Here is a 23,082-nt window from a genome sequence, read left to right as displayed (position 1 = left end):
GCGACAGCGAGGGGACCTTCTACCCGCTCGCCGAACGCGTACAGAGGTGGGCCGAACGCGCCCCAGGGCCGCTCCTGCGGGAGATCACCGCCGACCTTCGAGCGTACGCGGGCGGGCTGCTCAACGACGACTTGGCCATGATGGTCGTACAGCGGGACCGGGTGCCGGCGCCCGCCTGACGGGAGTCGAGAAGCTCCGCTCAGCCGGCCGGAGCGTCGTCGGTACAGACCGTCGGTCACGATCGGTGGCTGCCGCACCCGGCGGCCGGCCGCGCGAGGGGGGCCTTGACGATCGCGGCCCCTGTTCATGCCGTTCGGCACCGGCGCCCTGGTCGTCCGTGACATCGCCGCCCTGCACGCCGCGCACGACGGCACCGGCAGCTACCTCCAGGACATGCAGGCGGCGGGGGCGTCCCGGACCCCGGTGACCTCGGGCCCGAGCTGACCCACGAGATCCGCGGTCTGCGGGCCTGGCTTGCCCTGCACCTGCACGGGGTGGACGCCTTCCGCGGGGCTCTGGACGAGAAGCTCGACCTGGCCGAACGCGTCCGCGACACGCTGTCCGGCGTCGCGGAGCGTCTTCGAGGGTGGCGACGTCGGTGTGCGTACTGGCCTCAACATGGGTGCGCCAGGCCGGAAACCTTCGCCCGCACGGCTGCACTTCCGATTGCCGCAAACCAGTTCGCCTGGCAGTGGTGCCACCATCACCGGGACGCGGCCGCGACGACCTAAGCGGGTCGAAACATCCAGAGATATCCCTTATGGTGCTGAACAGTTCACCGCGCTGCTGAACCACATGCTGAACTCTTTTCCGCGCTGCTGAACTCTTTTGTGCTGTTCAACAGCCGCCCTCGTGGCCCGTGTTGAGTGCCGCGAGCAGGTGCACGACCTCAGGTCCGCGGACCTCGCCGACGACCAGCCGGTCGGGCCGCATCCGCAGCGCCTGCCGGACGAGGTCCTCCAGGGTGACCAGGCCGGCACCCTCCTGGTTGGCGGGCCGGGTCTCCAGCCGGACGACGTGCGGATGGTCCGGTCGCAGCTCGGCCGAATCCTCGGCGAGCACGATCCGCTCGCCCGCCCCGACCAGCCCCAGCAGGGCGCTGAGCAGGGTTGTCTTGCCGCTTCCGGTGCCGCCGCTGACGAGGAAGGACAGCCGGGCCATAAGCAGCGCCCGCAGGATCCGCTCGCCGCCGGGCGGTACCGTGCCGGCCTCGACCAGCTCCTCCAGCGTGAACGCCCGGGGCCGTACGACCCGCAGGGCCAGGCAGGTGCAGCCGACGGCGACCGGGGGCAGCACCGCGTGCAGCCGGGTGCCGTCGGGCAGCCGGGCGTCCGCCCACGGCCGGGCGTCGTCCAGCCGGCGTCCGGCCACGGCGGCCAGCCGCTGCGCGAGGCGTCGTACGGCCGCCGCGTCGGGGAAGGTCACCCGGGTCAGCTCCAGGCCGCCGCCGCGGTCCACCCACACCCGGTCGGGGGCGGACACCAGGACGTCGGTCACGTCCGGGTCGGCGAGCAGCGGCTCCAGGGGGCCGGTGCCGACGAGTTCGGACCTCAGCTGCCGGGCCGCGCCGAGGACTTCGGCGTCGCCGAGCACCCTGCCCTGTTCGCGCAGGGCCTGGGCCACGCGCGCGGGGGTGGGTTCGGCGCCGCTCTCGGCCAGCCGGCGCCGGACGCCGTCGAGCAGAGTGGCGCCGTCCGCACGGTCGAGTCCGGGGAGGCTCATCGGGTGCCTCCGGCCTCGACCAGCGCGCGCTCCCAGAAGTTCGCACAGAAGCGGGCGAGCGGGCCGCGTCCGGTCGCGGCGGGCGGTTTCGCGCCGCACCGCGGGCGCAGTAGCGGCGGTTCGACCGGCACCTCCCCGGCCAGTGGCAGGCCGAGCAGCCGGGACACCTCCTGGTCGTCCAGGCCCGGTGCGTACGGCCCGCGCACCGCAACGCGCAGGTCGCGCACGACCATGCCGACGGCGGAGGCGACCCGCCCGGCCGCGGCGACCGCGCGCAACTCGGCGGGGACGACGAGCAGCGCCAGGTCGAGCTGTGCGAGGACTTCGGCGACCCCGTCGTCGAGCCGGCGGGGCAGGTCCACCACGACCGTGCCGCCCCGCCGGCGGGCCGCGGCGAGCACCGCGCGCACCGCCTGCGGCGGGACGGCGACGCAGTCGCCGCGGTCCCAGCTCAGCACCCGAAGGGAGTGCAGTTCGGGCAGCGACTCCTCCAGGGCGCCGCCGCCGACCCGGCCCCGAGAGGCGGCGAAGGCGGGCCAGCGCAGTCCGTCGACGCTCTCGCCGCCGAGGAGTACGTCGAGTCCGCCGCCGAGCGGATCGGCGTCCACGAGGAGGGTGCGCAGTCCCTCGCGCGCGGAGGTGACGGCCAGCGCGCATGCGAGCGTGGAGGCGCCGGCCCCGCCCCGGCCGCCGATCACGCCGACGGTGAGGGCCGGGCGGCCGACGCCCTCGGCGACGTCGGCGATGCGGTCGACCAGCCACTGCTCGCCGTCGGGAAGCATCAGGACGTGGTCGGCGCCGATCTCCATGGCGCGTTGCCACACCCCCGGGTCGTCCTGGTCACGGCCGACCAGCACCACTCCGCGCCGGCGCGTGGCCCCGCCGACCCGGCGGGCGCAGTCGTCGCCGACCAGCACCAGCGGGGCCGTTTCCCAGCCGTCGCCGTGTTCGGGGACGCCGTGGTGGACCTCGGGTGTGGCGCCGGCCGCCGCACACAAGCGCAGCAGGTCGTCCAGGATTTCGGCGTCCTCGGTGACGATGAGCGGCCTGCCCGGCCGGTCCGGGGCGCCGGGCGGCGGGTCGTGGGTGACGGCTGCGGTCACGGGTGTTCCCCCTTCGCTGCGTGGGCCGCGCGCCCCTGCGGCCACGCGATTCCCAAAGGTGTGAAGAACCGGCAAGCGGCCCCCCATATGAACGGCCGACAGAATCCGGCCATAGGCGCTCCGGCAATCGGAACCGGCCATGAACTCGCCGTGGCCGAGCGCGCTGGAATCACGGTGCAGCGATCCGCGAAATCATGTGGATCTTGGTCGAAATCTGTGGACAACTCAGCGGTTGTGAATATCGCCGTCACCCATACCGGTGACCTCTGTGTCCATCCCTGCGCGACTTCCACAGAGCAGTGCGACGATTACCCCGAGTAACGGATCATGGGCGCACGGACTCCGCGGCCGCGGTGGCGTCGTACCGACCCGAGGTCGCGTGAAAAAAGGCGAGGAAGGGGAAAAGCCGTCCGGACATGCGACGACCCCCGCCGGGGGGGAGAGCGGGGGTCGTCCCCACGGCCGACTCGGGGGGGGAGGAGTCGGACCGGGTTAGCACGGTCGCGAACGATCCGTGACTTCCATGGTGTACCCGAGAGCCCTCTCAGGCAAACCCACGCGCCCCACCTTACGCCGAATGGTGGGCGCCTATGCTCTGGGGCGTGGAAAACCACTCCTTGCCCCGCGCAGCAGCCTTCTTTGATCTGGACAAGACGGTCATTGCGAAGTCGAGCACGCTCACCTTCAGCAAGTCCTTCTACCAAGGCGGGCTGATCAACCGCAGGGCCGCGCTGCGTACCGCATATGCCCAGTTCGTCTTCCTGGTCGGCGGCCTGGATCACGACCAGATGGAGCGCATGCGCGAGTATCTGTCCACCCTGTGCCGCGGCTGGAACGTGCAGCAGGTGCGGGAGATCGTCGCCGAGACCCTGCACGACCTGATCGACCCGATCATCTACGACGAGGCAGCCTCCCTCATCGAGGAGCACCACTCGGCCGGCCGGGACGTGGTGATCGTGTCGACCTCGGGCGCCGAGGTGGTCGAGCCGATCGGTGAACTGCTCGGCGCGGACCGGGTGGTGGCCACCCGCATGGTCGTCGGCGAGGACGGCTGCTTCACCGGGGAGGTGGAGTACTACGCCTACGGCCCGACCAAGGCCGAGGCGATCCGGGAGCTGGCCGCGTCCGAGGGTTACGACCTCGACCGCTGCTTCGCCTACAGCGACTCGGTGACCGACCTGCCGATGCTCCAGGCCGTCGGGCACCCGCACGCGGTGAACCCGGACCGCACCCTGCGCCGCGAGGCGGTCGCGCGTGGGTGGCCGGTTCTGGAGTTCCGCCGGCCGGTCCCGCTGAAGAAGCGGCTGCCCACGTTCTCCGTCCCGGCCCGCCCCACGCTGGTCGCGGCGGCGGCCATAGGAGCGGCGGCCGCGACCGCCGGCCTCGTCTGGTACGCCAGCCGACGCCGGGGCACCGCCTGACACAGAAGCGCCGTCGCACGCCGAAGCACCGTCCGACACCGAAGCACCATCGGGACAGGGCCCGTTTCGCCCTGGTTTGAACCTAAAGGTAAAAGACCGGAGGCAAGGGTTTCGCTTCCTCCCGGCGCGCGGTACAAAGACCTTAGGCCCGCGAGACCAAAGGACATCCGAGAGGATCACCTACCACTACGCACTTGGCCCACGGACCACGCATGGACACCGGGCACCCACGCGACGTCGACCCGTCGATTACGGGCCAGCCGCACCAGGTGACGGGCAAAGTCCCCGACCTGATGGGCAGATATCGAGGACGCTTGGTAACCCGGTGAACATGCCAGCGGCGGTACGAAGACTCGTACCGCCGCATTCATGTCCAGGACCCGCCGGGCGCCTTCTCAGGCCGCGCCGCGCTGCAGCGCCTCGCACACCGCCGTCGACTCGCGCGCACCCAGCTCGATCGCCCGGCCGCAGTGCGCGATCCAGGCCCCCATGCCCTCGGGGGTGCCGGAGACATATCCGTCCAGCGCCGCCAGATAGGAGGCGCGGCCCAGCTCGGCGTGGCCGACCTCGGCCGGGCAGATCGCCTTCGGGTCCAGGCCGCTTCCGATCAGCACAATCCGTTCGGCCGTGCGTGCGACCAGGCCGTTGTGGGACACGAAGGGCCGCAGCGCGAGCAGCTCGCCGTGCACCACGGCGGCCGTGACCAGCGCGGGCGCGGACGTCCCCGCGATGATCAGGTCCGCGAGCCCCTCCAGCCGCCCGGAGACCTCCGCCGCGTCCGGCAGCGGCAGCTCGACCAGCGGTTCGTCCACCGGCTCGCCGGCCTGGCGCGGCCTGCCGACCTCGTCGCCCTTGCTCGCCGCGGCCACCAGGTGCAGCCGGGCCAGGACCCGGAGGGGCGACTGCCGCCAGATGGACAGCAGCTGTCCCGCCTCCGCCGACAGCCTCAGGGCCGCACCCATGACGCGCGCCTCCGCGTCGCCGCCGAAGTCGGTACGCCGCCGCACCTCCTCCAGGGCCCAGTCGGCGCCGGACAGGGCAGCGGAGCCACGGGCAGCGCGCAGGGCCGCCTCGGATGTGATCTCGGCGCTGCGGCGCCGCATGATCCGGTGCCCGTAGACCCGGTCCACGGCCTTGCGCACGGATTCCACGGAGTCGGCCACACCGGGCAGCGAGCCCAGGGCCGCGAGCGGGTCGGCGTTCGCGCCTGTCGTACTCATGAGTACGACCCTACGCATCCCATCGACCAACCCCTCGAAGGAGTGGTCTTCTTCACTCCCGACTGCCACTTACAGCTATCAACCGACTACCGTTGGTGAACATGAAAATTGCTTTCGTCGGGAAGGGCGGCAGCGGCAAGACCACGCTCTCCTCCCTGTTCATCCGCCATCTCGTGGCCGCCGGCGCCCCGGTGGTCGCCATCGACGCGGACATCAACCAGCACCTCGGGCCCGCGCTCGGCCTCGACGAGGCGGAGGCCACCGCACTGCCCGCCATGGGCGAGCGGCTGCCGCTGATCAAGGACTATCTGCGCGGCGGCAACCCGCGCATCGCCTCCGCCGCCACGATGATCAAGACGACCCCGCCCGGCGAGGGCTCGCGGCTGGTCCGGGTGCGAGAGCCGAATCCGGTCTACGACGCCTGCGCGCGGCCGGTGGAACTCGAGGGCGGCGCCGTCCGTTTGATGGTCACCGGCCCCTTCACGGACGCCGACCTGGGGGTCGCCTGCTACCACTCCAAGACGGGAGCGGTGGAGCTGTTCCTGAACCACCTCGTCGACGGCCCCGACGAGTACGTCGTGGTCGACATGACGGCCGGTTCGGACTCCTTCGCCTCCGGCATGTTCACCCGCTTCGACATGACGTTCCTCGTCGCCGAGCCGACCCGGAAGGGGGTCTCCGTCTATCGCCAGTACAAGGAGTACGCCCGCGACTTCGGCGTCGCCCTGAAGGTCGTCGGCAACAAGATCCAGGAACAGGACGACATCGACTTCCTGCGCGCGGAGGTCGGTGACGACCTGCTCGTGACCGTCGGCTGCTCGGACTGGGTGCGTGCCATGGAGAAGGGCCGTCCACCCCGGTTCGAACTGCTGGAGGAGGCCAACGCCCGGGCTCTGCACACTCTTAGGGCCACCGCCGATGCCACGTACGAGTCGCGGGACTGGGAGCGCTACACCCGCCAGATGGTGCACTTCCACCTGAAGAACGCCGAGGCGTGGGGCAACGAGCGTACCGGGGCCGACCTGGCGGCACAGGTGGACCCCTCCTTCGTGCTCGGCGAGAGCCTCGGCGCGGAGATCCCAAGTTCCGTGTGACACCTGCGGCTTGAGCGTGACACCTACGGTTTGCCCGTGACGCCTACCGCCTGACCGCCGGCGCCCCGGGCACGCCCTTGGGTGCCGGGGCCGGGCGGCCGGAGAGGAAGGGCGCCCAGCCCTGCCTGGGGGCCTCGCCCACCTCCAGGGTGCGCAGCTTCTGAAGGATCTTCGGGTCCTGCGCGTCCAGCCAGTCGACGAGTTGGTGGAAGGACACACAGCGGACGTCGGGCTTGTTGCACACCTCCTTCACCGTGTCCTCGACGGCGCGCATGTACGTGCCGCCGTTCCAGGACTCGAAGTGGTTGCCGATGATCAGCGGCGCGCGGTTGCCGTCGTAGGCCCGGTAGAAGCCCTTGACCAGGCCGTCACGCATCTGGTCGCCCCAGTAGCCGAACTTGCTCGCGTCGCCCTGGGTCTTGGTGCCGGACTGGTTGACCATGAAGTTGTAGTCCATGGTCAGCTGCTCATAGGTGTGCTCGGGGAAGGGCACCAGCTGCATCGACAGGTCCCACAGGCCGTCCTTCTTCTTGGGCCACACCTGGTTGGTGATCCCGCTGGAGTCGTAGCGGAAGCCCAACTCGCGGGCCGCCTTCATGAAGTTCTTCTGGCCCTCCAGGCAGGGCGTGCGGGCGCCGATCAGTTCCTTGTCGTAGTCGAAGGGCAGCGGGGCCGACTTCTTCATGCCGGTGTTGGTCTTCCAGGTCTTCACGAACTGCTTGGCCTGGGCGATCTCGCTCTTCCACTCCTCCACCGACCAGGTGCCGACCCCGCCGTTGGGCCCGCAGAAATGGCCGTTGAAGTGCGTGCCGATCTCATTGCCCTCCAACCAGGCCAGCCGTGCCTGCTTGACGGTGTCGGCGATCCCCTTCTCGTCGTTGAAGCCGATGTCCGAGCTGCCCGGCGAGTGCTGGGGCGGCTTGTACAGCTCGCGCTTCTCCTCCGGCAGCATGTACACGCCGCTGAGGAAGTACGTCATGGTCGCGTGGTTCTCCTTGGAGACCTCACGGAAGTGCGAGAACAGCTTCTGGCTGTCCTCGCCCGCGCCGTCCCAGGAGAACACCACGAACTGTGGCGGTTTCTCACCGGGCTTCAGCCGCTCGGGTCTGGGCAGATGCGGCTGCGAGCCGGTGTACGCGGTGGATCCGTCACCGATCGGCCGGAACACGCTCTGGGGTGCCGGGGCCGCCGGGGCGCCCTTCTGCGGGCCGGACGTCCCTTCCTTCGAGGCGTGGGAGCCGGTCACACAACTGGCCAGCGAGGCGGCGCAGGCCGCGGCGACCATGGCGCCGACGGCGATCCTCTGGGTGGCGGCCATGTTCCGCCCACCTTCTTCCTTCTCTCAGACACGCGCTGGCGAGGGCCGTTTTCTGGTGATGTGCCGGGCTTGGACCGACGCTGCCGCCAAGATCACACAGAGCTGGGAAGGAAGCGGTACGACAAGCCGATCAAACGATGAGTTCGCCCACATGAGGGACCGCATGGGTCATTTGCCGCGAAAAATTATGTTCGCCCTTTACATGCCATTACGTTTCCTTTGCCAAGCATTGCTCCATCCCGCCGCCCCGGAGGAGACGGGACCATGTCAGCCTGCGCACCCCCGCACACCCAGCACCCGCACCCGCCGCACAGCCCGCCGCCCGGCCGCCGGCGCCGCTTCCCCGTGGCGAGCGCCGACCTCTCGGCGTCCCTCGCGGTCTTCCTGATCGCCCTGCCCCTGTCCCTCGGCATCGCCCTGGCCACCGGCGCCCCGCTCCAGGCCGGCCTCGTCGCCGCCGCCGTGGGCGGACTTGTCGCCGGCCGGCTCGGCGGCTGCCCGCTCCAGGTCAGCGGTCCCGCCGCCGGACTCACCGTGGTAACCGCCGACCTGATCCACCGCTACGGGTGGCGGGCGACCTGCGGCATCACCGTCCTCGCCGGACTCGCCCAACTCGGCCTAGGTTGCCTGCGGGTGGCGCGCGGCGCGCTCGCGGTCAGCCCGGCCGTGGTGCACGGCATGCTTGCCGGGATCGGCATCACCATCGCCGTCGCCCAACTGCACATCGTGCTGGGCGGCAGTCCGGACAGCTCCGTCCTCGCCAACCTGCGTGCGCTGCCCGCCGAGTTGGCCCACCTGCATCCGGCCGCCGTCTCGATGAGCGCACTGACGCTCGCGCTGCTGCTGGCCTGGCCCCGCCTGCCCGGCCGCACCGGGCGGACGCTCCGGCGCGTGCCGGCCGCCCTCGTCGCCGTCGCCGGGGCCACCGCCACGGCGGCCCTCGCCGGCCTGACCCTGCCCCGGGTCGACCTGCCGTCGTGGCGCAGCCACGCCCTGGCCGGACTGCCCGAGGGCGCGGCGCCCGGCCTCGCCGCCGCCGTGCTCACCACCACCCTGGTGTGCAGCGTGCAGTCGCTGCTCGGTGCGGTGGCCGTGGACAAACTGGTCGCGGCCCGCACTTGTCCGGTCCCCCGCGTCGGCCGCTCCCACCTGGACCGAGAGCTGCTGGGCCAGGGCGCCGCCAACATGGTCTCCGGGGCGCTCGGCGGACTGCCGGTGGCCGGGGTGGCCGTGCGCAGCACCGCGAATGTGAAATCGGGTGCGGTGAGCCGGAACTCCACGATGCTGCACGGCGTTCTCGTAGTAGTCGCCGCGTTGCTGATGGTCCCGGCCCTGGAGGAGATCCCGCTCGCCTCCCTCGCCGCCCTGGTCATGGCCGTCGGTATCCAGATGGTGTCCCTGCACCACATCCGCGCGGTGACGCGCCACCGCGAAGTGCTGGTCTACGCCGCGACCACACTCGGTGTGGTGCTCCTCGGCGTCCTGCAGGGCGTGCTCCTCGGGGTCGCCGCGGCGGTCGCCGTCGCCCTGCGCCGCCTCGCCCGCACCCGCATCACCCACGAAGAGAAGGAAGGAGTCCATCACGTAAGAATCCGAGGTCAGCTGACGTTCCTCGCGGTGCCCCGGCTCAGCCGGTCCCTGCATCTCGTACCCCAAGGCGCCCACGCTGTCGTGGAGTTGGACGGTTCGTTCATGGACCACGCGGCGTACGAGTCGCTGCAGGACTGGCGCAGCTCCCATGCCGCACGCGGGGGTACGGCCGAGCTGAGGGGCCGACGCGGCGGAATCCGGACCGCCGCACCTGCCCTGACCGCCGAGCCGAACCTGCCCATCGAACCGACCTTGACCGCCACACCGACCCTGCCCACCGAACCAGCCCCGCCCACCGGGTCGATCGCGCCCACCGAACCGCCCCCGCCCACCGGGTCGATCGCGTCCGCCGAACGGCCCCCGTCCACCGATCCAGCCCCACCCACCGAACCGCCCCAGCCCACCAAGCCAGCCCCACCCACCGAACCGCCCCAGCCCACCAAGCCGGCCCCACCCACCGGACCACCCCCGTCCGCCACGTGCCGGTGTCGGCCCTGGACGCCCTGGCGAAATCACCGGTCATGCCTCCCGGAGGCCGTCATCACCCCGGCGGGACGGGAGGCGGGGCGCGAACTGGTCCGCGGGATCGGCTCGTTCCAGCGCCACACCGCACCGCTGGTACGGGACGAACTGGCGCGGCTCGCCCGGGAGGGCCAGCGGCCCGCGCAACTCTTCCTCACCTGTGCCGATTCCCGGCTCGTCACGTCGATGATCACCGCCAGTGGTCCCGGCGATCTGTTCGTCGTCCGCAACATCGGCAACCTGGTGCCGATGCCGGGCGAGGAGCACGGCGACGAGTCGGTGGCGGCCGCCGTCGAGTACGCGGTGGAGGTGCTCGGCGTGCGCTCCATCACCGTGTGCGGGCACTCGGGATGCGGGGCGATGCAGGCGCTGCTGACCGCGACCGACGCGGACGAGGAGACCCCGCTGCGCCGCTGGCTGCGGCACGGGCTGCCGAGTCTGGCGCGGATGGCCGGGCACCGCCGCGGCTGGCCCCGGCTCGCCGGGCGGGCCCCGGCGGACGCGGTGGAGCAGCTGTGCCTGATCAACGTGGTCCAGCAGCTGGAGCACCTGCGGGCGCACGGCCCGGTGGCCCGGGCGCTGGCCAGGGGCGGACTGGAGCTGCACGGGATGTACTTCCACGTGGGCGAGGCACAGGCGTACTTGCTGGCGGGGAACGAGAGGGAGGGAGACGCCGTGTTCGAGCACGTCCGGGGAAGTGGCACGGACGGGGCACCGGTGAGGGAGGCGCACAGTCCGGCGTGACAGGCACACGGCTCGGCCCGGGAAAGGACCTACCAACAGGTCTAAACCAATTTTGCCGACGACCCTTGTCAGCGGACCCCCGCGTCTGATGAGCTGTGGCCTGGGACACAACGGACACCCTTCGAAAGGGAGATGTCGTGAGTAACGAAAGCCTGGCCAACCTGCTCAAGGAAGAACGCAGGTTCGCGCCCCCCGCCGACCTGGCCGCGCACGCCAACGTCACCGCGGAGGCGTATGCACAGGCCAAGGCTGACAGGCTCGGCTTCTGGGCCGAGCAGGCCCGCCGGCTGACCTGGGCCAAGGAACCGACCGAGACGCTGGACTGGTCGAACCCGCCGTTCGCGAAGTGGTTCAAGGACGGCGAGCTGAACGTCGCCTACAACTGCGTGGACCGGCATGTGGAGGCGGGACACGGGGACCGTGTCGCCATCCACTTCGAGGGTGAGCCCGGCGACAGCCGCTCGATCACCTACGCCGAGCTGAAGGACGAGGTCTGCAAGGCGGCCAACGCCCTGCTGGAGCTGGGTGTCCGCAAGGGCGACCGGATCGCCATCTACATGCCGATGATCCCCGAGACCGCGATCGCGATGCTGGCCTCGGCCCGGATCGGTGCCGCGCACTCGGTGGTCTTCGGCGGCTTCTCGGCGGACGCACTCGCGACGCGCATCCAGGACGCCGACGCCAAGGTGGTCATCACCGCCGACGGCGGCTACCGGCGTGGCAAGCCGTCCGCCCTCAAGCCGGCCGTGGACGAGGCGATCTCCAAGGTCGACAACGTCGAGCATGTGCTGGTGGTGCGCCGTACCGGTCAGGACGTGGCGTGGACCGAGGGCCGGGACGTGTGGTGGCACGAGCGCGTCGAGCGGCAGTCCGCCGAGCACGCCCCGGAGGCGTTCGAGGCGGAGCACCCCCTGTTCATCCTCTACACCTCCGGCACGACCGGTAAGCCGAAGGGCATCCTGCACACCTCCGGCGGCTACCTCACCCAGACGGCGTACACGCACTGGGCGGTCTTCGACCTCAAGCCGGAGACGGACGTGTACTGGTGCACGGCCGACGTCGGCTGGGTCACCGGGCACTCGTACATCGTGTACGGCCCGCTGGCCAACGGCGCGACGCAGGTGATGTACGAGGGCACGCCCGACACCCCGCACCAGGGCCGGTTCTGGGAGATCGTGCAGAAGTACAAGGTCACGATCCTCTACACCGCGCCGACGGCGATCCGGACGTTCATGAAGTGGGGCGACGACATCCCCGCCAAGTTCGACCTGTCCTCCCTGCGCGTCCTCGGCTCGGTGGGTGAGCCCATCAACCCCGAGGCATGGATCTGGTACCGCAAGAACATCGGCGCGGACAAGACGCCCGTCGTGGACACCTGGTGGCAGACCGAGACCGGCGCGATGATGATCTCGCCGCTGCCCGGCGTCACCGAGGCCAAGCCCGGCTCCGCGCAGACCCCGCTGCCCGGCATCTCCGCGACCGTCGTCGACGACGAGGCGAACGAGGTGCCCGACGGCGGCGGTGGCTACCTGGTGCTGACCGAGCCGTGGCCGTCGATGCTGCGCACCATCTGGGGCGACGACCAGCGGTTCATCGACACCTACTGGTCCCGCTTCGAGGGCAAGTACTTCGCCGGTGACGGCGCGAAGAAGGACGACGACGGCGACATCTGGCTGCTGGGCCGGGTCGACGACGTGATGCTCGTGTCCGGGCACAACATCTCCACCACCGAGGTGGAGTCGGCGCTCGTCTCGCACCCGTCGGTCGCCGAGGCGGCCGTCGTCGGTGCCGCCGACGAGACCACCGGCCAGGCGATCGTCGCGTTCGTGATCCTGCGCGGTACGGCCGCGGAGACCGAGGCGCTCGTCGGCGAGCTGCGCAACCACGTGGGCGCCACGCTCGGCCCGATCGCCAAGCCCAAGCGGATCCTGCCGGTGGCCGAGCTGCCGAAGACCCGCTCCGGCAAGATCATGCGCCGTCTGCTGCGGGACGTGGCCGAGAACCGTCAGCTCGGTGACGTGACCACGCTGACCGACAGCACGGTCATGGACCTGATCCAGACGAAGCTGCCTGCGGCGCCCAGCGAGGACTAGGCGGAACGGCAGCGAGGGCGCCCGGTGTTGCCACCGGGCGCCCTCCTTCGTTCGGCTCACTAACCTCCTGCGTCAAAATAGAGTAAAATGGTGATCTCAAGGTGTGCCGGGAAGTCTGGTCGGCGACGCCGTCGGCGACCCCGCGCGACGGCGTGATCATCGCCGTACGACCCGGAGGTCCCCGCCGTGGCCGCACCCCGCACCCGTAAAGCCCCCCGCAAGGTGCTCGGACGTCTCTCCCTGCCCGAGCGGGCCTTCGTCGCGGACGCGCTGCGGGCCGAGACCGTCGGCGGTGTCCTGCTGCTCCTCGCCGCCGTGGCGGCGCTGATCTGGGCGAACATCCCCGCTCTGCATCACAGCTACGAGTCCGTCAGCCACTTCCAGCTCGGCCCCGCGGCGCTCGGCCTGAACCTCTCCATGGCGCACTGGGCCGCCGACGGCCTGCTCGCGGTGTTCTTCTTCGTGGCCGGTATCGAGCTCAAGCGGGAGCTGGTCGCCGGGGACCTGCGCGACCCCAGGGCGGCCGTCCTGCCCGTGGTGGCCGCGCTGTGCGGCATGGCCGTACCCGCGCTCGTCTACGCCCTCACCACCCTCACCGGGCACGGCTCGACGCAGGGCTGGGCGGTGCCCACCGCGACCGACATCGCCTTCGCGCTCGCCGTCCTCGCGGTCATCGGGACCTCCCTGCCCAGCTCCCTGCGCGCCTTCCTGCTCACCCTCGCGGTGGTGGACGACCTCGTCGCGATCCTGATCATCGCGATCTTCTTCACCGACCAGCTGAACTTCGCCGCGCTCGGCGGGGCCGCCGCCGGACTGGCGGTGTTCTGGCTGCTGCTGCGCAGGGGCGTCCGCGGCTGGCACGTGTATGTGCCGCTCGGCGTGGTGATCTGGGCGCTGATGTACAACAGCGGCGTGCACGCCACCATCGCCGGCGTGGCGATGGGCCTGATGCTGCGCTGCACCACCCGGGAGGGCGAGCAGCACTCGCCCGGCGAGCACATCGAGCACCTGGTGCGGCCCCTGTCCGCCGGGCTGGCCGTACCGATGTTCGCGCTGTTCAGCGCCGGGGTGAAGGTCTCCGGCGGAGCACTCGGGGATGTGTTCACCAAGCCGGAGACGCTCGGCGTCGTCCTCGGCCTGGTCGTCGGCAAGACGATCGGCATCTTCGGCGGCACCTGGCTGACCGTCCGCTTCACCCGCGCCTCCCTCAGCGAGGAGCTCGCCTGGGCCGACGTCTTCGCCGTCGCCTCCCTCTCCGGCATCGGCTTCACCGTCTCCCTGCTGATCGGCGAACTCGCCTTCGCCGGCGACGCCGTCCTGACCGACGAGGTCAAGGCGGCCGTCCTCATCGGATCGCTCCTCGCGGCCATGTGCGCGACGCTGCTGCTGAAGATGCGCAACGCCAAGTACCGCAGGTTGTGCGAGGAAGAGGAGCGCGACGAGGACCTCGACGGCATCCCGGACGTCTACGAACAGGACGACCCGGCCTACCACCTGCGCATGGCCGAGATCCACGAACGCAAGGCCGCCGAACACCGCCGGATCGCCGCCGAGAAGGCCGCCGCCGCGCGCCACGGGCTTCAGGAAGTGCCGGGCGGGGCAGGCGAGGAGGACGACCGTCCGGCATGATCTGACGAGACGGTACAAAACTAGACGGCCACACGAGCGGATCCGCCGGCCGCGTACGGCACGCCCATGACGTACGACGGCACGGCACACCGCGGCACGAGACACCTCGTAAGGGAGAACGCGATGAGCGCACCCGACGGCAGCCCGGTCGGCGCCGAACGCAGCATCGGCCAGCTGTTCGCCTCGGCGACGACCGAATTGTCGGCGCTGGTGCACGACGAGATCGCCCTGGCCAAGGCCCAGCTGAAGCAGGACGTCAAGCGCGGCGCGGTCAGCGGCGGCGCGTTCTCGGCGGCGCTGGTGCTGCTCGTCTTCTCGCTCCCGATGCTCAACTTCGCCCTCGCCTACGGCATCCGCACCTGGAGCGGCTGGAACCTGGCGATCTGCTTCGTGCTGTCCTTCGCGGCGAACGTGGTCCTCGCCGGTCTCCTCGCGCTGATCGGCATGCTGGTCGCGAAGAAGGCCAAGAAGAGCCAGGGCCCGCAGAAGGTGGCCGCCTCGATGAAGGAGACGGCGGGCGTACTGCAGAACGCCAAGCCGCACCCGCGCCCGGAGCTGCCCGAGGACCGCACCCCCGCGGCCATCGAGGCTGTGGCACGCTCACAGTCATGACGGACCCAGCCCCCTCGGCCGTACGCATCGATGGTCCCTGGACGCACAGGGACGTCGCCGCGAACGGCGCGCGCTTCCACATCGCCGAGCTCGGCGACGGCCCCCTGGTGCTGCTGCTGCACGGCTTCCCGCAGTTCTGGTGGACCTGGCGGCACCAGCTGGTCGCGCTCGCGGACGCGGGCTACCGGGCGGTGGCGATGGACCTGCGGGGCGTCGGCGGCAGCGACCGCACGCCCCGCGGGTATGACCCCGCCAACCTCGCGCTCGACGTCACCGGTGTGATCCGTTCGCTCGGCGAACCGGACGCGGCGCTGGTCGGGCACGACCTGGGCGGCTATCTGGCGTGGACCGCGGCGGCGATGCGCCCCAAGCTCGTACGGCGGCTCGCGGTCGTCTCCATGCCGCATCCGCGGCGCTGGCGCGCGGCGATGCTGCGGGACGCCCGGCAGACGGCCGCCAACTCCTACATCTGGGGTTTCCAGCGGCCGTGGCTTCCGGAACGTCAACTCACCGCGGACGGCGGCGCGTTGGTGGGCCGGCTGATCCGGGACTGGTCCGGGCCGCAGCCGCCGGAGGAGGCGGCCGTGCAGACCTACCAGCGGGCCATGTGCATCCCGTCGACCGCGCACTGCTCGATCGAGCCCTACCGCTGGCTGGTGCGCTCGCTGGCCCGCCCGGACGGCATCCAGTTCAACCGCAGGATGAAGCGCCCGGTGCGGGTGCCCACGCTGCATCTGCACGGCTCGCTGGACCCGGTGATGCGCACGCGCAGCGCCGCCGGGTCGGGTGAGTACGTCGAAGCGCCGTACCGCTGGCGCCTGTTCGACGGCCTCGGCCACTTCCCGCACGAGGAGGATCCCGCCGCCTTCTCCACCGAGCTCGTCAACTGGCTGAAGGATCCCGAACCGGACCGGTGACGCCCGCCCGCGCCCGTCACATACTGCGGTGAGGTTCACCCGTACCGGTGATGGACACCGGTGACCGTGCGGTGACGTTTCGATGCGTGGAGTATCCGGTTCCTGAACAGTTGTCCGCCGAACGGCCACATGCCCGCCGCATAGGCCAATTGGGCGGCGCTCAGGCGGTTATCGACCTTCGGGCAGGGGCAGACGTCGGGGTATGGGCTGGACGCACGACTACAGTGACGCACCCCGCAACCGCCGCTCCGGCGCCGGTGTGAGCACGTCTCAGCGAGGCAATCCGCAACTCGCGGAAGCGGACCTCCGGGTGGGGATTCCGCGCATCCTGCGCCGCCGGGCACGCTGGGTCTCGGTGCGTCTGCGCCACCCACGCGGCTGACGCCCCTCCCGGGCTTTCCGGGGGTCACAGGGCGCAGCTGTCCGTACCCACCTGCTCGCTCGCCGTACGTCCCCTCTGGACGTCGGGCTGGATCTCGTCCGACGTGAGGGCGTAACCGGTCTCGGCGTCGTCGAGGGACTTGGCGAACACCACGCCGTACACCCGGCCGTCGGGGGTGAGCAGCGGGCCGCCCGAGTTGCCCTGGCGGACGGTCGTGTACAGCGAGTAGACGTCGCGGCGGACGGTGCCGCGGTGGTAGATGTCCGGGCCATTGGCCGTGATGCGCCCGCGCACGCGCGCGGCACGCACGTCGTACGAGCCGTTCTCCGGGAAGCCCGCAACGATCGCGCCGTCACCGCCGGCCGCGTCCTGCGCGGAGAACCGCAGGGCGTTCGCCTGCAGGTCGGGTACGTCGAGTACGGCGATGTCGCGCTTCCAGTCGTACAGGACCACCTTGGCGGCGTATCTGCGGCCCTCGCCGCCTATCTGCACGGTGGGCGCGTCGACGCCGCCGACGACGTGCGCGTTGGTCATGACCCGGCGGTTCGCGAAGACGAAGCCGGTGCCCTCCAGCACCTTGCCGCAGCTCTGGGCGGTGCCGGTCACCTTGACGATGGAGCGCTGGGCGCGGGCGGCGACCGGGCTGTTCGCGAGGGCCGGGTCGGGCGGCTGGACGTCCTTGATCGGCTCGTTGGCGAACGGGCTGAAGACCTGCGGGAAGCCGTTCTGCGCGAGGACGGAGGAGAAGTCCGCGAACCAGGTATTGGCCTGCGCGGGCAGCGCGCGGGAGACGCCGAGGAGCACCTTGGAGCCGCGGACCTCCTTGCCGAGCGTCGGCAGGGTGGTGCCGGCCAGGGCGGAGCCGATCAGCCAGGCCACCAGCAGCATAGCGACGACATTGACCAGGGCGCCGCCGGTGGCGTCCAGGGCGCGGGCCGGGGACCAGGTGATGTACCGGCGCAGCTTGTTGCCGAGGTGGGTGGTCAGGGCCTGGCCGACGGAGGCGCAGACGATGACGACGACCACGGCGACCACGGCGGCGGTGGTGCCGACGTCCGCGTTACCGGTCACGGCGTCCCAGATCACGGGAAGCGTGTACACGGCGACGAGGCCGCCGCCCAGGAACCCGATCACCGACAGGATGCCGACGACGAAGCCCTGGCGGTAGCCCACCACCGCGAACCAGACGGCCGCGACCAGCAACAGGATGTCCAGCACGTTCACGGGATCACCCTGTCATGCGCGCCAGTCGAGTGGGACCTGCTTCTCTCTGTCCCAGGGGCGCTCCCAGCCCGCGAAATGCAGCAGACGGTCGATCACCCCGGCCGTGAAGCCCCACACCAGGGCCGATTCGACCAGGAATGCCGGACCTCGGTGGCCGCTGGGGTGGACGGCGGTGGCTCGGTTGGCGGGGTCCGTGAGATCCGCCACGGGGACCGTGAACACCCGCGCCGTCTCGTTCGGGTCGACGACGCCCACCGGGCTGGGCTCGCGCCACCAGCCGAGCACGGGCGTGACGACGAAACCGCTGACCGGGATGTACAGCGCGGGCAGCACGCCGAAGAGCTGGACGCCGGAGGGGTCCAGGCCGGTCTCCTCCTCGGCCTCGCGCAGCGCGGCCCTGAGCGGTCCGTCGCGGTGCGGATCGCCGTCCTCGGGGTCGAGCGCGCCGCCGGGGAAGGACGGCTGCCCGGCGTGCGAGCGCAGGGAGCCGGCGCGCTCCATCAGCAGCAGCTCCGGGCCGTGCTCGCCCTCGCCGAACAGGATCAGCACGGCCGACTTGCGGCCCGAGCCGTTCTCCGGCGGCAGGAAGCGGCTCAGCTGGAGCGGCTCGATCGTCTCGGCGGCCCGCACCACGGGCGCCAGCCACTCCGGAAGCCCCTCCTTGCTCAGCGTCACCGCGCCGCCCCGCGTCTCACTGGCCCTCGCCATCGCCACCCCCCTCGCTCTGTCCGTCCAACGCCCGAGGACCCCGAGATCGTTCCGTCACGCGGCCCCCAGCGGCGGGGCCGGCCTGCCGCCCGCGTCCAGGTAGGCCTGCGGGGGCTTCAGGCGCTGGCCGGGGAAGCCGCCCTTCTCGTACTTCAGGAGTTTCTTCGCCTTCTCGGGGTCGGTCTCGCCCTCGCCGTAGGCCGGGCAGAGCGGGGCGATCGGGCAGGCGCCGCAGGCGGGCTTGCGGGCGTGGCAGATACGGCGGCCGTGCCAGATCACGTGGTGGGACAGATCGGTCCACTCGCTCTTCGGGAACAGCGCGCCGACGGCGGCCTCGATCCTGTCCGGGTCGCTCTCCTCGGTCCACTGCCAGCGGCGCACGAGCCGCTGGAAGTGGGTGTCCACGGTGATCCCCGGCCGCCCGAAGGCGTTGCCCAGCACGACGAAGGCGGTCTTGCGGCCGACGCCGGGCAGCTTGACCAGGTCCTCCAGCCTGCCGGGCACCTCGCCACCGAAGTCCTCCGCGAGGGCCTTGGACAGCCCCATGACCGACTTGGTCTTCATCCGGAAGAACCCGCAGGGGCGAAGGATCTCCTCGACCTCCTCCGGGTTGGCGGCGGCCAGGTCCTCGGGGGTCGGGTACTTCGCGAAGAGCGCCGGGGTGGTCTGGTTGACGCGCAGGTCGGTGGTCTGGGCGGACAGCACGGTGGCGACCAGCAGCTGGAAGGGGTTGTCGAAGTCCAGCTCGGGGTGCGCGTACGGGTACACCTCGGCCAGCTCGCGGTTGATGCGGCGGGCGCGGCGGACCAGGGCGGTGCGGGACTCCTCCTTCGGCGGCTTCACGGCGACCGTCTTGGCGGGCGCCGCCTTCTTCAGGACCACGGCCTCGCCGGTGGCCACGACCTTCTTGGCCGGGGCGACCTTCTTCGCTGAGGCGACCTTCTTCGCCGAGGCGGCCTTCTTGGCCGGGCCTGCCTTCTTGGCGGGCGCCGCCTTGTTGGTGGCCGCCGTCTTGGCCGGAGCCGCCTTCTTCGTCGAGGCCGCCTTCTTGGTCGGCGTGACCTTTTTTGCCGTTTTTCCGGTTTTCCTACTGCCGCCGGAGCCCTGTTCGCCCACGGCGGAATCGCGACGTACAACCACCCGCTAAGCCCCCTTGGCCTGTGCTCTCACCGGCGATTTGGACACCCGGCCAGCCTAGAGCCCGGCACCGACATCCGCCCCGGACCCGGTGGATCGGTCCCCGATTGGACCCCTGACGCTTACCTCGGGACACCTGTGCGGCATCCTTGTGACAGATCACACTGTTTGGACCGTCCGGCAAAATGGGGAACACGGTCCCCTGGCACTCGGGGGAGCAAGATCCCCTGAGCAGGTCGACAAGGAGAGAACTCAGTGGACGACGTTCTGCGGCGCAACCCGCTCTTCGCGGCTCTCGACGACGAGCAGGCCGCGGAGCTTCGCGCCTCCATGAGCGAGGTGACCCTCGCACGCGGCGACTCCCTGTTCCACGAGGGCGACCCGGGTGACCGGCTGTATGTCGTCACCGAGGGCAAGGTCAAGCTGCACCGCACCTCCCCCGACGGCCGCGAGAACATGCTGGCCGTCGTCGGACCCGGCGAGCTGATCGGCGAGCTGTCGCTCTTCGACCCGGGCCCCCGTACGGCGACCGCGACCGCGCTGACCGAGGTCAAGCTGCTCGGTCTCGGCCACGGCGACCTCCAGCCCTGGCTGAACGCCCGCCCGGAGGTGGCAGGCGCCCTGCTGCGCGCCGTCGCCCGCCGTCTGCGCAAGACCAACGACGCCATGTCCGACCTGGTCTTCTCCGACGTCCCCGGCCGCGTGGCACGCGCCCTGCTGGACCTGTCGCGCCGCTTCGGCGTGCAGTCCGAGGAGGGCATCCACGTCGTCCACGACCTGACGCAGGAGGAGCTGGCCCAGCTGGTCGGCGCCTCGCGCGAGACCGTGAACAAGGCGCTGGCGGACTTCGCCCAGCGCGGGTGGCTCCGCCTGGAGGCGCGGGCCGTCATCCTGCTGGACGTGGAGAGGCTGGCCAAGCGCTCGCGCTGACGCCCGTTCCAGGCCGTACGACCTCGGGGTCCGCTTCTCGCGAGCCGGGCCCCGCTGTCGTTGCCGCCGGGGGGCCGCCGACCGGGCCGCTGATGCCGGTCGCGCCGAAAATGCTCAGCGCGGCCGTCTCCCGGGCGGCACAGTTGCCCCCATGGCTGAAACGATCCGTCGGCCCGGGCTCGACGACCAGGGCTTCATCGCGCGCGAAGGCTCCCTCGCGCGCGTGCCCACCGCTTTCGGTCCCGTCGTGGCCGCGGCGCGCGACGGGCTGCTGGAGGTCCTCGGGGCCCGCCTGCACAGCGCCTACCTCTACGGATCGATCCCGCGCGGCACCGCGCGCGTGGGCCGCAGCGACCTGGACCTGTTCGTCGCGCTCCGGGACGAACCGGCCGACGCCGACCGGGACGCCGTACGGGCGCTCGGCGAGGCGGTCGACAAGGAGTTCCCGCAGATCGACGGCGTGGGCACGCTGCTGTACGGCAGGGACCGGGTGCTGAGCGAGCTGGAGCGGTACGACCTGGGCTGGTTCGTGGCCTGTCTGTGCACCCCGCTGCTGGGCGAGGACCTCGCCGAGCTTCTGCCGCGCTACCGCCCCGACTCCCTGCTCGCCCGCGAGACCAACGGCGACCTGGCGCTGTGGCTGCCCCGCTGGCGGAAGCGGATCGCGGACGCCGAGGACACCGAGGAGGCCAGGCGGCCCCTCGTGCGCTTCATGTCCCGGCACCTCGTCCGCACCGGCTTCACCCTGGTCATGCCCCGCTGGAACGGCTGGACCAGCGATCTGGGCGAGATGGCCGAGGTGTGCGGCGCCTACTACCCCGAGCGGGCCGCACGGCTGCGTACGGCGGCGCGGTACGGCCAGGAACCCGTCGGCGACCCGGAGGTACTGCGGTCCTACGTGGACGACCTCGGCCCCTGGCTCGCCGACGAGTACGCGCGCGTGCACGGCATCAAGGCACCCAGGCCGGACTAGCCGGGAGCCGTGCCTAGATCAGCCCGTGCTCGCTCAGATAGTCCAGCTGGGCCCGTACCGACAGCTCGGCCGCCGGCCACAGGGAGCGGTCCACGTCGGCGTACACGTGGGCGACGACCTGGGCCGGGGTGCGGTAGCCGTCCTCGACCGCCGTCTCCACCTGGGCGAGCCGGTGGGCGCGGTGGGCGAGGTAGAACTCGACGGCGCCCTGGGCGTCCTCCAGGACCGGCCCGTGCCCCGGCAGGACCGTGTGCACGCCGTCGTCCACCGTCAGGGAACGCAGCCGGCGCAGGGAGTCCAGATAGTCCCCCAGGCGGCCGTCCGGGTGCGCCACGACCGTCGTACCGCGCCCGAGGACGGTGTCACCGGTCAGCACCGCCCGGTCGGCCGGCAGATGGAAGCACAGCGAGTCCGCGGTGTGCCCGGGGGTCGGTACGACCCTCAGCTCCAGGCCGCCGACGGTGATCACGTCCCCGGCGGCCAGGCCCTCGTCGCCCAGGCGCAGCGCCGGATCGAGGGAACGCACGCGCGTGCCGGTCAGTTCCGCGAAACGGGCGGCGCCCTCGGCGTGGTCGGGGTGGCCGTGGGTGAGCAGGGTCAGGGCTATGCGCCTGCCGGCCTTCTCGGCGGTGTCGACGACGTTCCGCAGATGGCCCTCGTCCAGGGGGCCCGGGTCGATCACCACGGCCAGGTCGGAGTCGGGCTCGGCGACGATCCAGGTGTTGGTGCCGTCCAGGGTCATCGCGGAGGCGTTGGGCGCGAGGACGTTGACGGCCCGTTCGGTGGCCGGGCCGGAGAGCACCTGGCCACGGGGCTGGCCCGGCAGGGTGGCTGCGTCGGTCATGCGGGGCCTCCACCGGTGGTCGTCGGTGCCGTCGGAATGTGCTTCGTGAACTCCTCGTGCCCCGGCCAGGACAGGACAATCTCATCGCCCTGGAGGCGGGCGCGGGCCAGCACCGGCGTCATGTCGCGCCCGGGGGCCGCCGCGAGCGTCTCGGCGGCGGTGGCGTACGGCAGCAGCTGGCGCAGGGTGGCGACGGTGGGCGGCATCATCAGCAGCTCGCCCTTGTCGTAGCGGGCGGCGGCCTCGGCGGGGCGGATCCACACCGTGCGGTCGGCCTCCGTGGAGGCGTTCCGGGTGCGCTGGCCCTCGGGCAGGGCGGCCACGAAGAACCAGGTGTCGTAGCGGCGGGCCTCGAACTCCGGGGTGATCCAGCGGGTCCAGGCGCCCAGCAGGTCCGAGCGCAGCACCAGCCCACGCCGGTCCAGGAACTCGGCGAAGGACAGCTCGCGCGCGACCAGCGCGGCCCGGTCCGCCTCCCAGTCCGCCCCGGTGGTGTCGCCGACGACCGACTCGGCGTCGGGCCCGGCGAGCAGGACGCCGGCCTCCTCGTACGTCTCCCGTACGGCCGCGCAGACGATCGCCTGGGCGCCCGACTCGTCGACGCCGAGCCGCTCGGCCCACCACGCGCGCGTGGGGCCCGCCCAGCGCACCGTACGGTCGTCGTCGCGCGGGTCGACACCGCCGCCGGGATACGCGTACGCGCCTCCGGCGAAGGCCATGGAGGCGCGTCTGCGCAGCATGTGGACCGCAGGGCCGTCCGGCGTGTCCTTCAGGAGCAGGACCGTGGCCGCGCGCCTCGGGGACACCGGGGTGAGCGTGCCGTCCGCGAGCGCGCGGATGCGGTCCGGCCACTCCGGGGGGTACCACTGACCGTTCGCCATGGGCGGAGGCTATCCCGC

The 23,082-nt window shown here is 71.4% G+C and carries 19 protein-coding genes and 1 pseudogene; 11 read left to right on the top strand and 9 right to left on the bottom strand.

The window, feature by feature from the left end; all coding sequences use genetic code 11:
* Window positions 1-306 precede the first annotated feature (306 nt).
* Window positions 307-444 carry a hypothetical protein gene (locus ACWCQS_RS34450; RefSeq protein WP_451008097.1) on the top strand — a complete coding sequence of 46 codons (138 nt, stop codon included), beginning with the start codon at window positions 307-309 and terminating at the stop codon, window positions 442-444.
* A gap of 396 nt (window positions 445-840) precedes the next feature.
* Here the strand turns inward: ACWCQS_RS34450 and ACWCQS_RS34445 are convergent.
* Window positions 841-1,722 (bottom strand): annotated as a pseudogene (locus ACWCQS_RS34445) (TadA family conjugal transfer-associated ATPase); the annotation flags it as partial.
* A complete protein-coding gene (gene ssd, locus ACWCQS_RS34440) occupies window positions 1,719-2,825 on the bottom strand; it encodes a septum site-determining protein Ssd (protein WP_451008096.1) in 1,107 nt (368 codons plus the stop codon). The pseudogene ACWCQS_RS34445 and the gene ssd, both read right to left, overlap by 4 nt.
* 590 nt (window positions 2,826-3,415) lie before the next feature.
* Here ssd and ACWCQS_RS34435 point away from each other — a divergent pair.
* The gene (locus ACWCQS_RS34435; protein WP_451008095.1) at window positions 3,416-4,246 is read left to right on the top strand and encodes an HAD family hydrolase; all 831 of its coding nucleotides are present in this window, start codon (window positions 3,416-3,418) and stop codon (window positions 4,244-4,246) included.
* A gap of 395 nt (window positions 4,247-4,641) precedes the next feature.
* On the opposite strand, the gene ACWCQS_RS34430 is transcribed toward ACWCQS_RS34435, so the two are convergent.
* A complete protein-coding gene (locus ACWCQS_RS34430) occupies window positions 4,642-5,466 on the bottom strand; it encodes an oxidoreductase (RefSeq protein ID WP_451008094.1) in 825 nt (274 codons plus the stop codon).
* A gap of 101 nt (window positions 5,467-5,567) precedes the next feature.
* On the opposite strand from ACWCQS_RS34430, the gene ACWCQS_RS34425 reads away from it, so the two are divergent.
* Window positions 5,568-6,560, top strand: coding sequence for an ATP-binding protein (locus ACWCQS_RS34425; protein WP_451008093.1), 993 nt, complete (start codon window positions 5,568-5,570; stop codon window positions 6,558-6,560).
* Between the two features lie 43 nt (window positions 6,561-6,603).
* Here ACWCQS_RS34425 and ACWCQS_RS34420 read toward each other — a convergent pair whose 3' ends face one another.
* Window positions 6,604-7,878 carry a hypothetical protein gene (locus ACWCQS_RS34420; RefSeq protein WP_451008092.1) on the bottom strand — a complete coding sequence of 425 codons (1,275 nt, stop codon included), beginning with the start codon at window positions 7,876-7,878 and terminating at the stop codon, window positions 6,604-6,606.
* 264 nt (window positions 7,879-8,142) lie between these two features.
* On the opposite strand from ACWCQS_RS34420, the gene ACWCQS_RS34415 reads away from it, so the two are divergent.
* The 6 genes from ACWCQS_RS34415 to ACWCQS_RS34390 all read left to right on the top strand — a co-directional run bounded on the left by ACWCQS_RS34415 (window position 8,143) and on the right by ACWCQS_RS34390 (window position 16,367).
* Window positions 8,143-10,734, top strand: coding sequence for a SulP family inorganic anion transporter (locus tag ACWCQS_RS34415; protein ID WP_451008091.1), 2,592 nt, complete (start codon window positions 8,143-8,145; stop codon window positions 10,732-10,734).
* 137 nt (window positions 10,735-10,871) lie between these two features.
* Window positions 10,872-12,827 (top strand): acetate--CoA ligase, encoded by a 1,956-nt coding sequence (acs, locus tag ACWCQS_RS34410; protein WP_451008090.1) that lies wholly within the window; start codon window positions 10,872-10,874, stop codon window positions 12,825-12,827.
* 186 nt (window positions 12,828-13,013) lie between these two features.
* Complete coding sequence (gene nhaA / locus ACWCQS_RS34405) at window positions 13,014-14,456, top strand: Na+/H+ antiporter NhaA (protein WP_451008089.1); 1,443 nt, start codon at window positions 13,014-13,016, stop codon at window positions 14,454-14,456.
* A 123-nt stretch (window positions 14,457-14,579) separates the two neighbouring features.
* Window positions 14,580-15,068 carry a phage holin family protein gene (locus tag ACWCQS_RS34400; protein WP_451008088.1) on the top strand — a complete coding sequence of 163 codons (489 nt, stop codon included), beginning with the start codon at window positions 14,580-14,582 and terminating at the stop codon, window positions 15,066-15,068.
* Window positions 15,065-15,985 (top strand): alpha/beta fold hydrolase, encoded by a 921-nt coding sequence (locus ACWCQS_RS34395; protein WP_451008087.1) that lies wholly within the window; start codon window positions 15,065-15,067, stop codon window positions 15,983-15,985. Before ACWCQS_RS34400 ends, ACWCQS_RS34395 begins: the two co-directional genes overlap by 4 nt.
* A 202-nt stretch (window positions 15,986-16,187) precedes the next feature.
* Window positions 16,188-16,367, top strand: a complete 180-nt coding sequence (locus tag ACWCQS_RS34390) for a hypothetical protein (RefSeq protein WP_365723261.1) — start codon at window positions 16,188-16,190, stop codon at window positions 16,365-16,367.
* A gap of 24 nt (window positions 16,368-16,391) precedes the next feature.
* On the opposite strand, the gene ACWCQS_RS34385 is transcribed toward ACWCQS_RS34390, so the two are convergent.
* The 3 genes from ACWCQS_RS34385 to nth are packed head-to-tail and all read right to left on the bottom strand — an operon-like array spanning window position 16,392 to window position 19,415.
* Window positions 16,392-17,591, bottom strand: a complete 1,200-nt coding sequence (locus ACWCQS_RS34385) for a MarP family serine protease (RefSeq protein WP_451008086.1) — start codon at window positions 17,589-17,591, stop codon at window positions 16,392-16,394.
* Between the two features lie 12 nt (window positions 17,592-17,603).
* Window positions 17,604-18,299 carry an NUDIX hydrolase gene (locus ACWCQS_RS34380; protein WP_451008085.1) on the bottom strand — a complete coding sequence of 232 codons (696 nt, stop codon included), beginning with the start codon at window positions 18,297-18,299 and terminating at the stop codon, window positions 17,604-17,606.
* Between the two features lie 54 nt (window positions 18,300-18,353).
* Entirely contained in the window at window positions 18,354-19,415 is a 1,062-nt protein-coding gene (gene nth, locus ACWCQS_RS34375) for an endonuclease III (RefSeq protein ID WP_451008100.1), read from the bottom strand.
* 276 nt (window positions 19,416-19,691) lie between these two features.
* Between nth and ACWCQS_RS34370 the strand changes: the two genes are divergently transcribed.
* Entirely contained in the window at window positions 19,692-20,366 is a 675-nt protein-coding gene (locus ACWCQS_RS34370) for a Crp/Fnr family transcriptional regulator (RefSeq protein WP_014674022.1), read from the top strand.
* A gap of 151 nt (window positions 20,367-20,517) precedes the next feature.
* The gene (locus ACWCQS_RS34365) at window positions 20,518-21,339 is read left to right on the top strand and encodes a nucleotidyltransferase domain-containing protein (protein ID WP_451008084.1); all 822 of its coding nucleotides are present in this window, start codon (window positions 20,518-20,520) and stop codon (window positions 21,337-21,339) included.
* A 13-nt stretch (window positions 21,340-21,352) separates the two neighbouring features.
* On the opposite strand, the gene ACWCQS_RS34360 is transcribed toward ACWCQS_RS34365, so the two are convergent.
* Entirely contained in the window at window positions 21,353-22,183 is an 831-nt protein-coding gene (locus tag ACWCQS_RS34360) for an MBL fold metallo-hydrolase (RefSeq protein WP_451008083.1), read from the bottom strand.
* Window positions 22,180-23,064, bottom strand: coding sequence for an NUDIX hydrolase (locus ACWCQS_RS34355; RefSeq protein ID WP_451008082.1), 885 nt, complete (start codon window positions 23,062-23,064; stop codon window positions 22,180-22,182). Before ACWCQS_RS34355 ends, ACWCQS_RS34360 begins: the two co-directional genes overlap by 4 nt.
* Window positions 23,065-23,082: the final 18 nt, after the last annotated feature.

The organism is Streptomyces sp. NPDC002076, from assembly GCF_053593835.1.
Note: the sequence above shows the minus strand (reverse complement) of the source record. Positions and strands in the feature narration are given on the sequence as shown.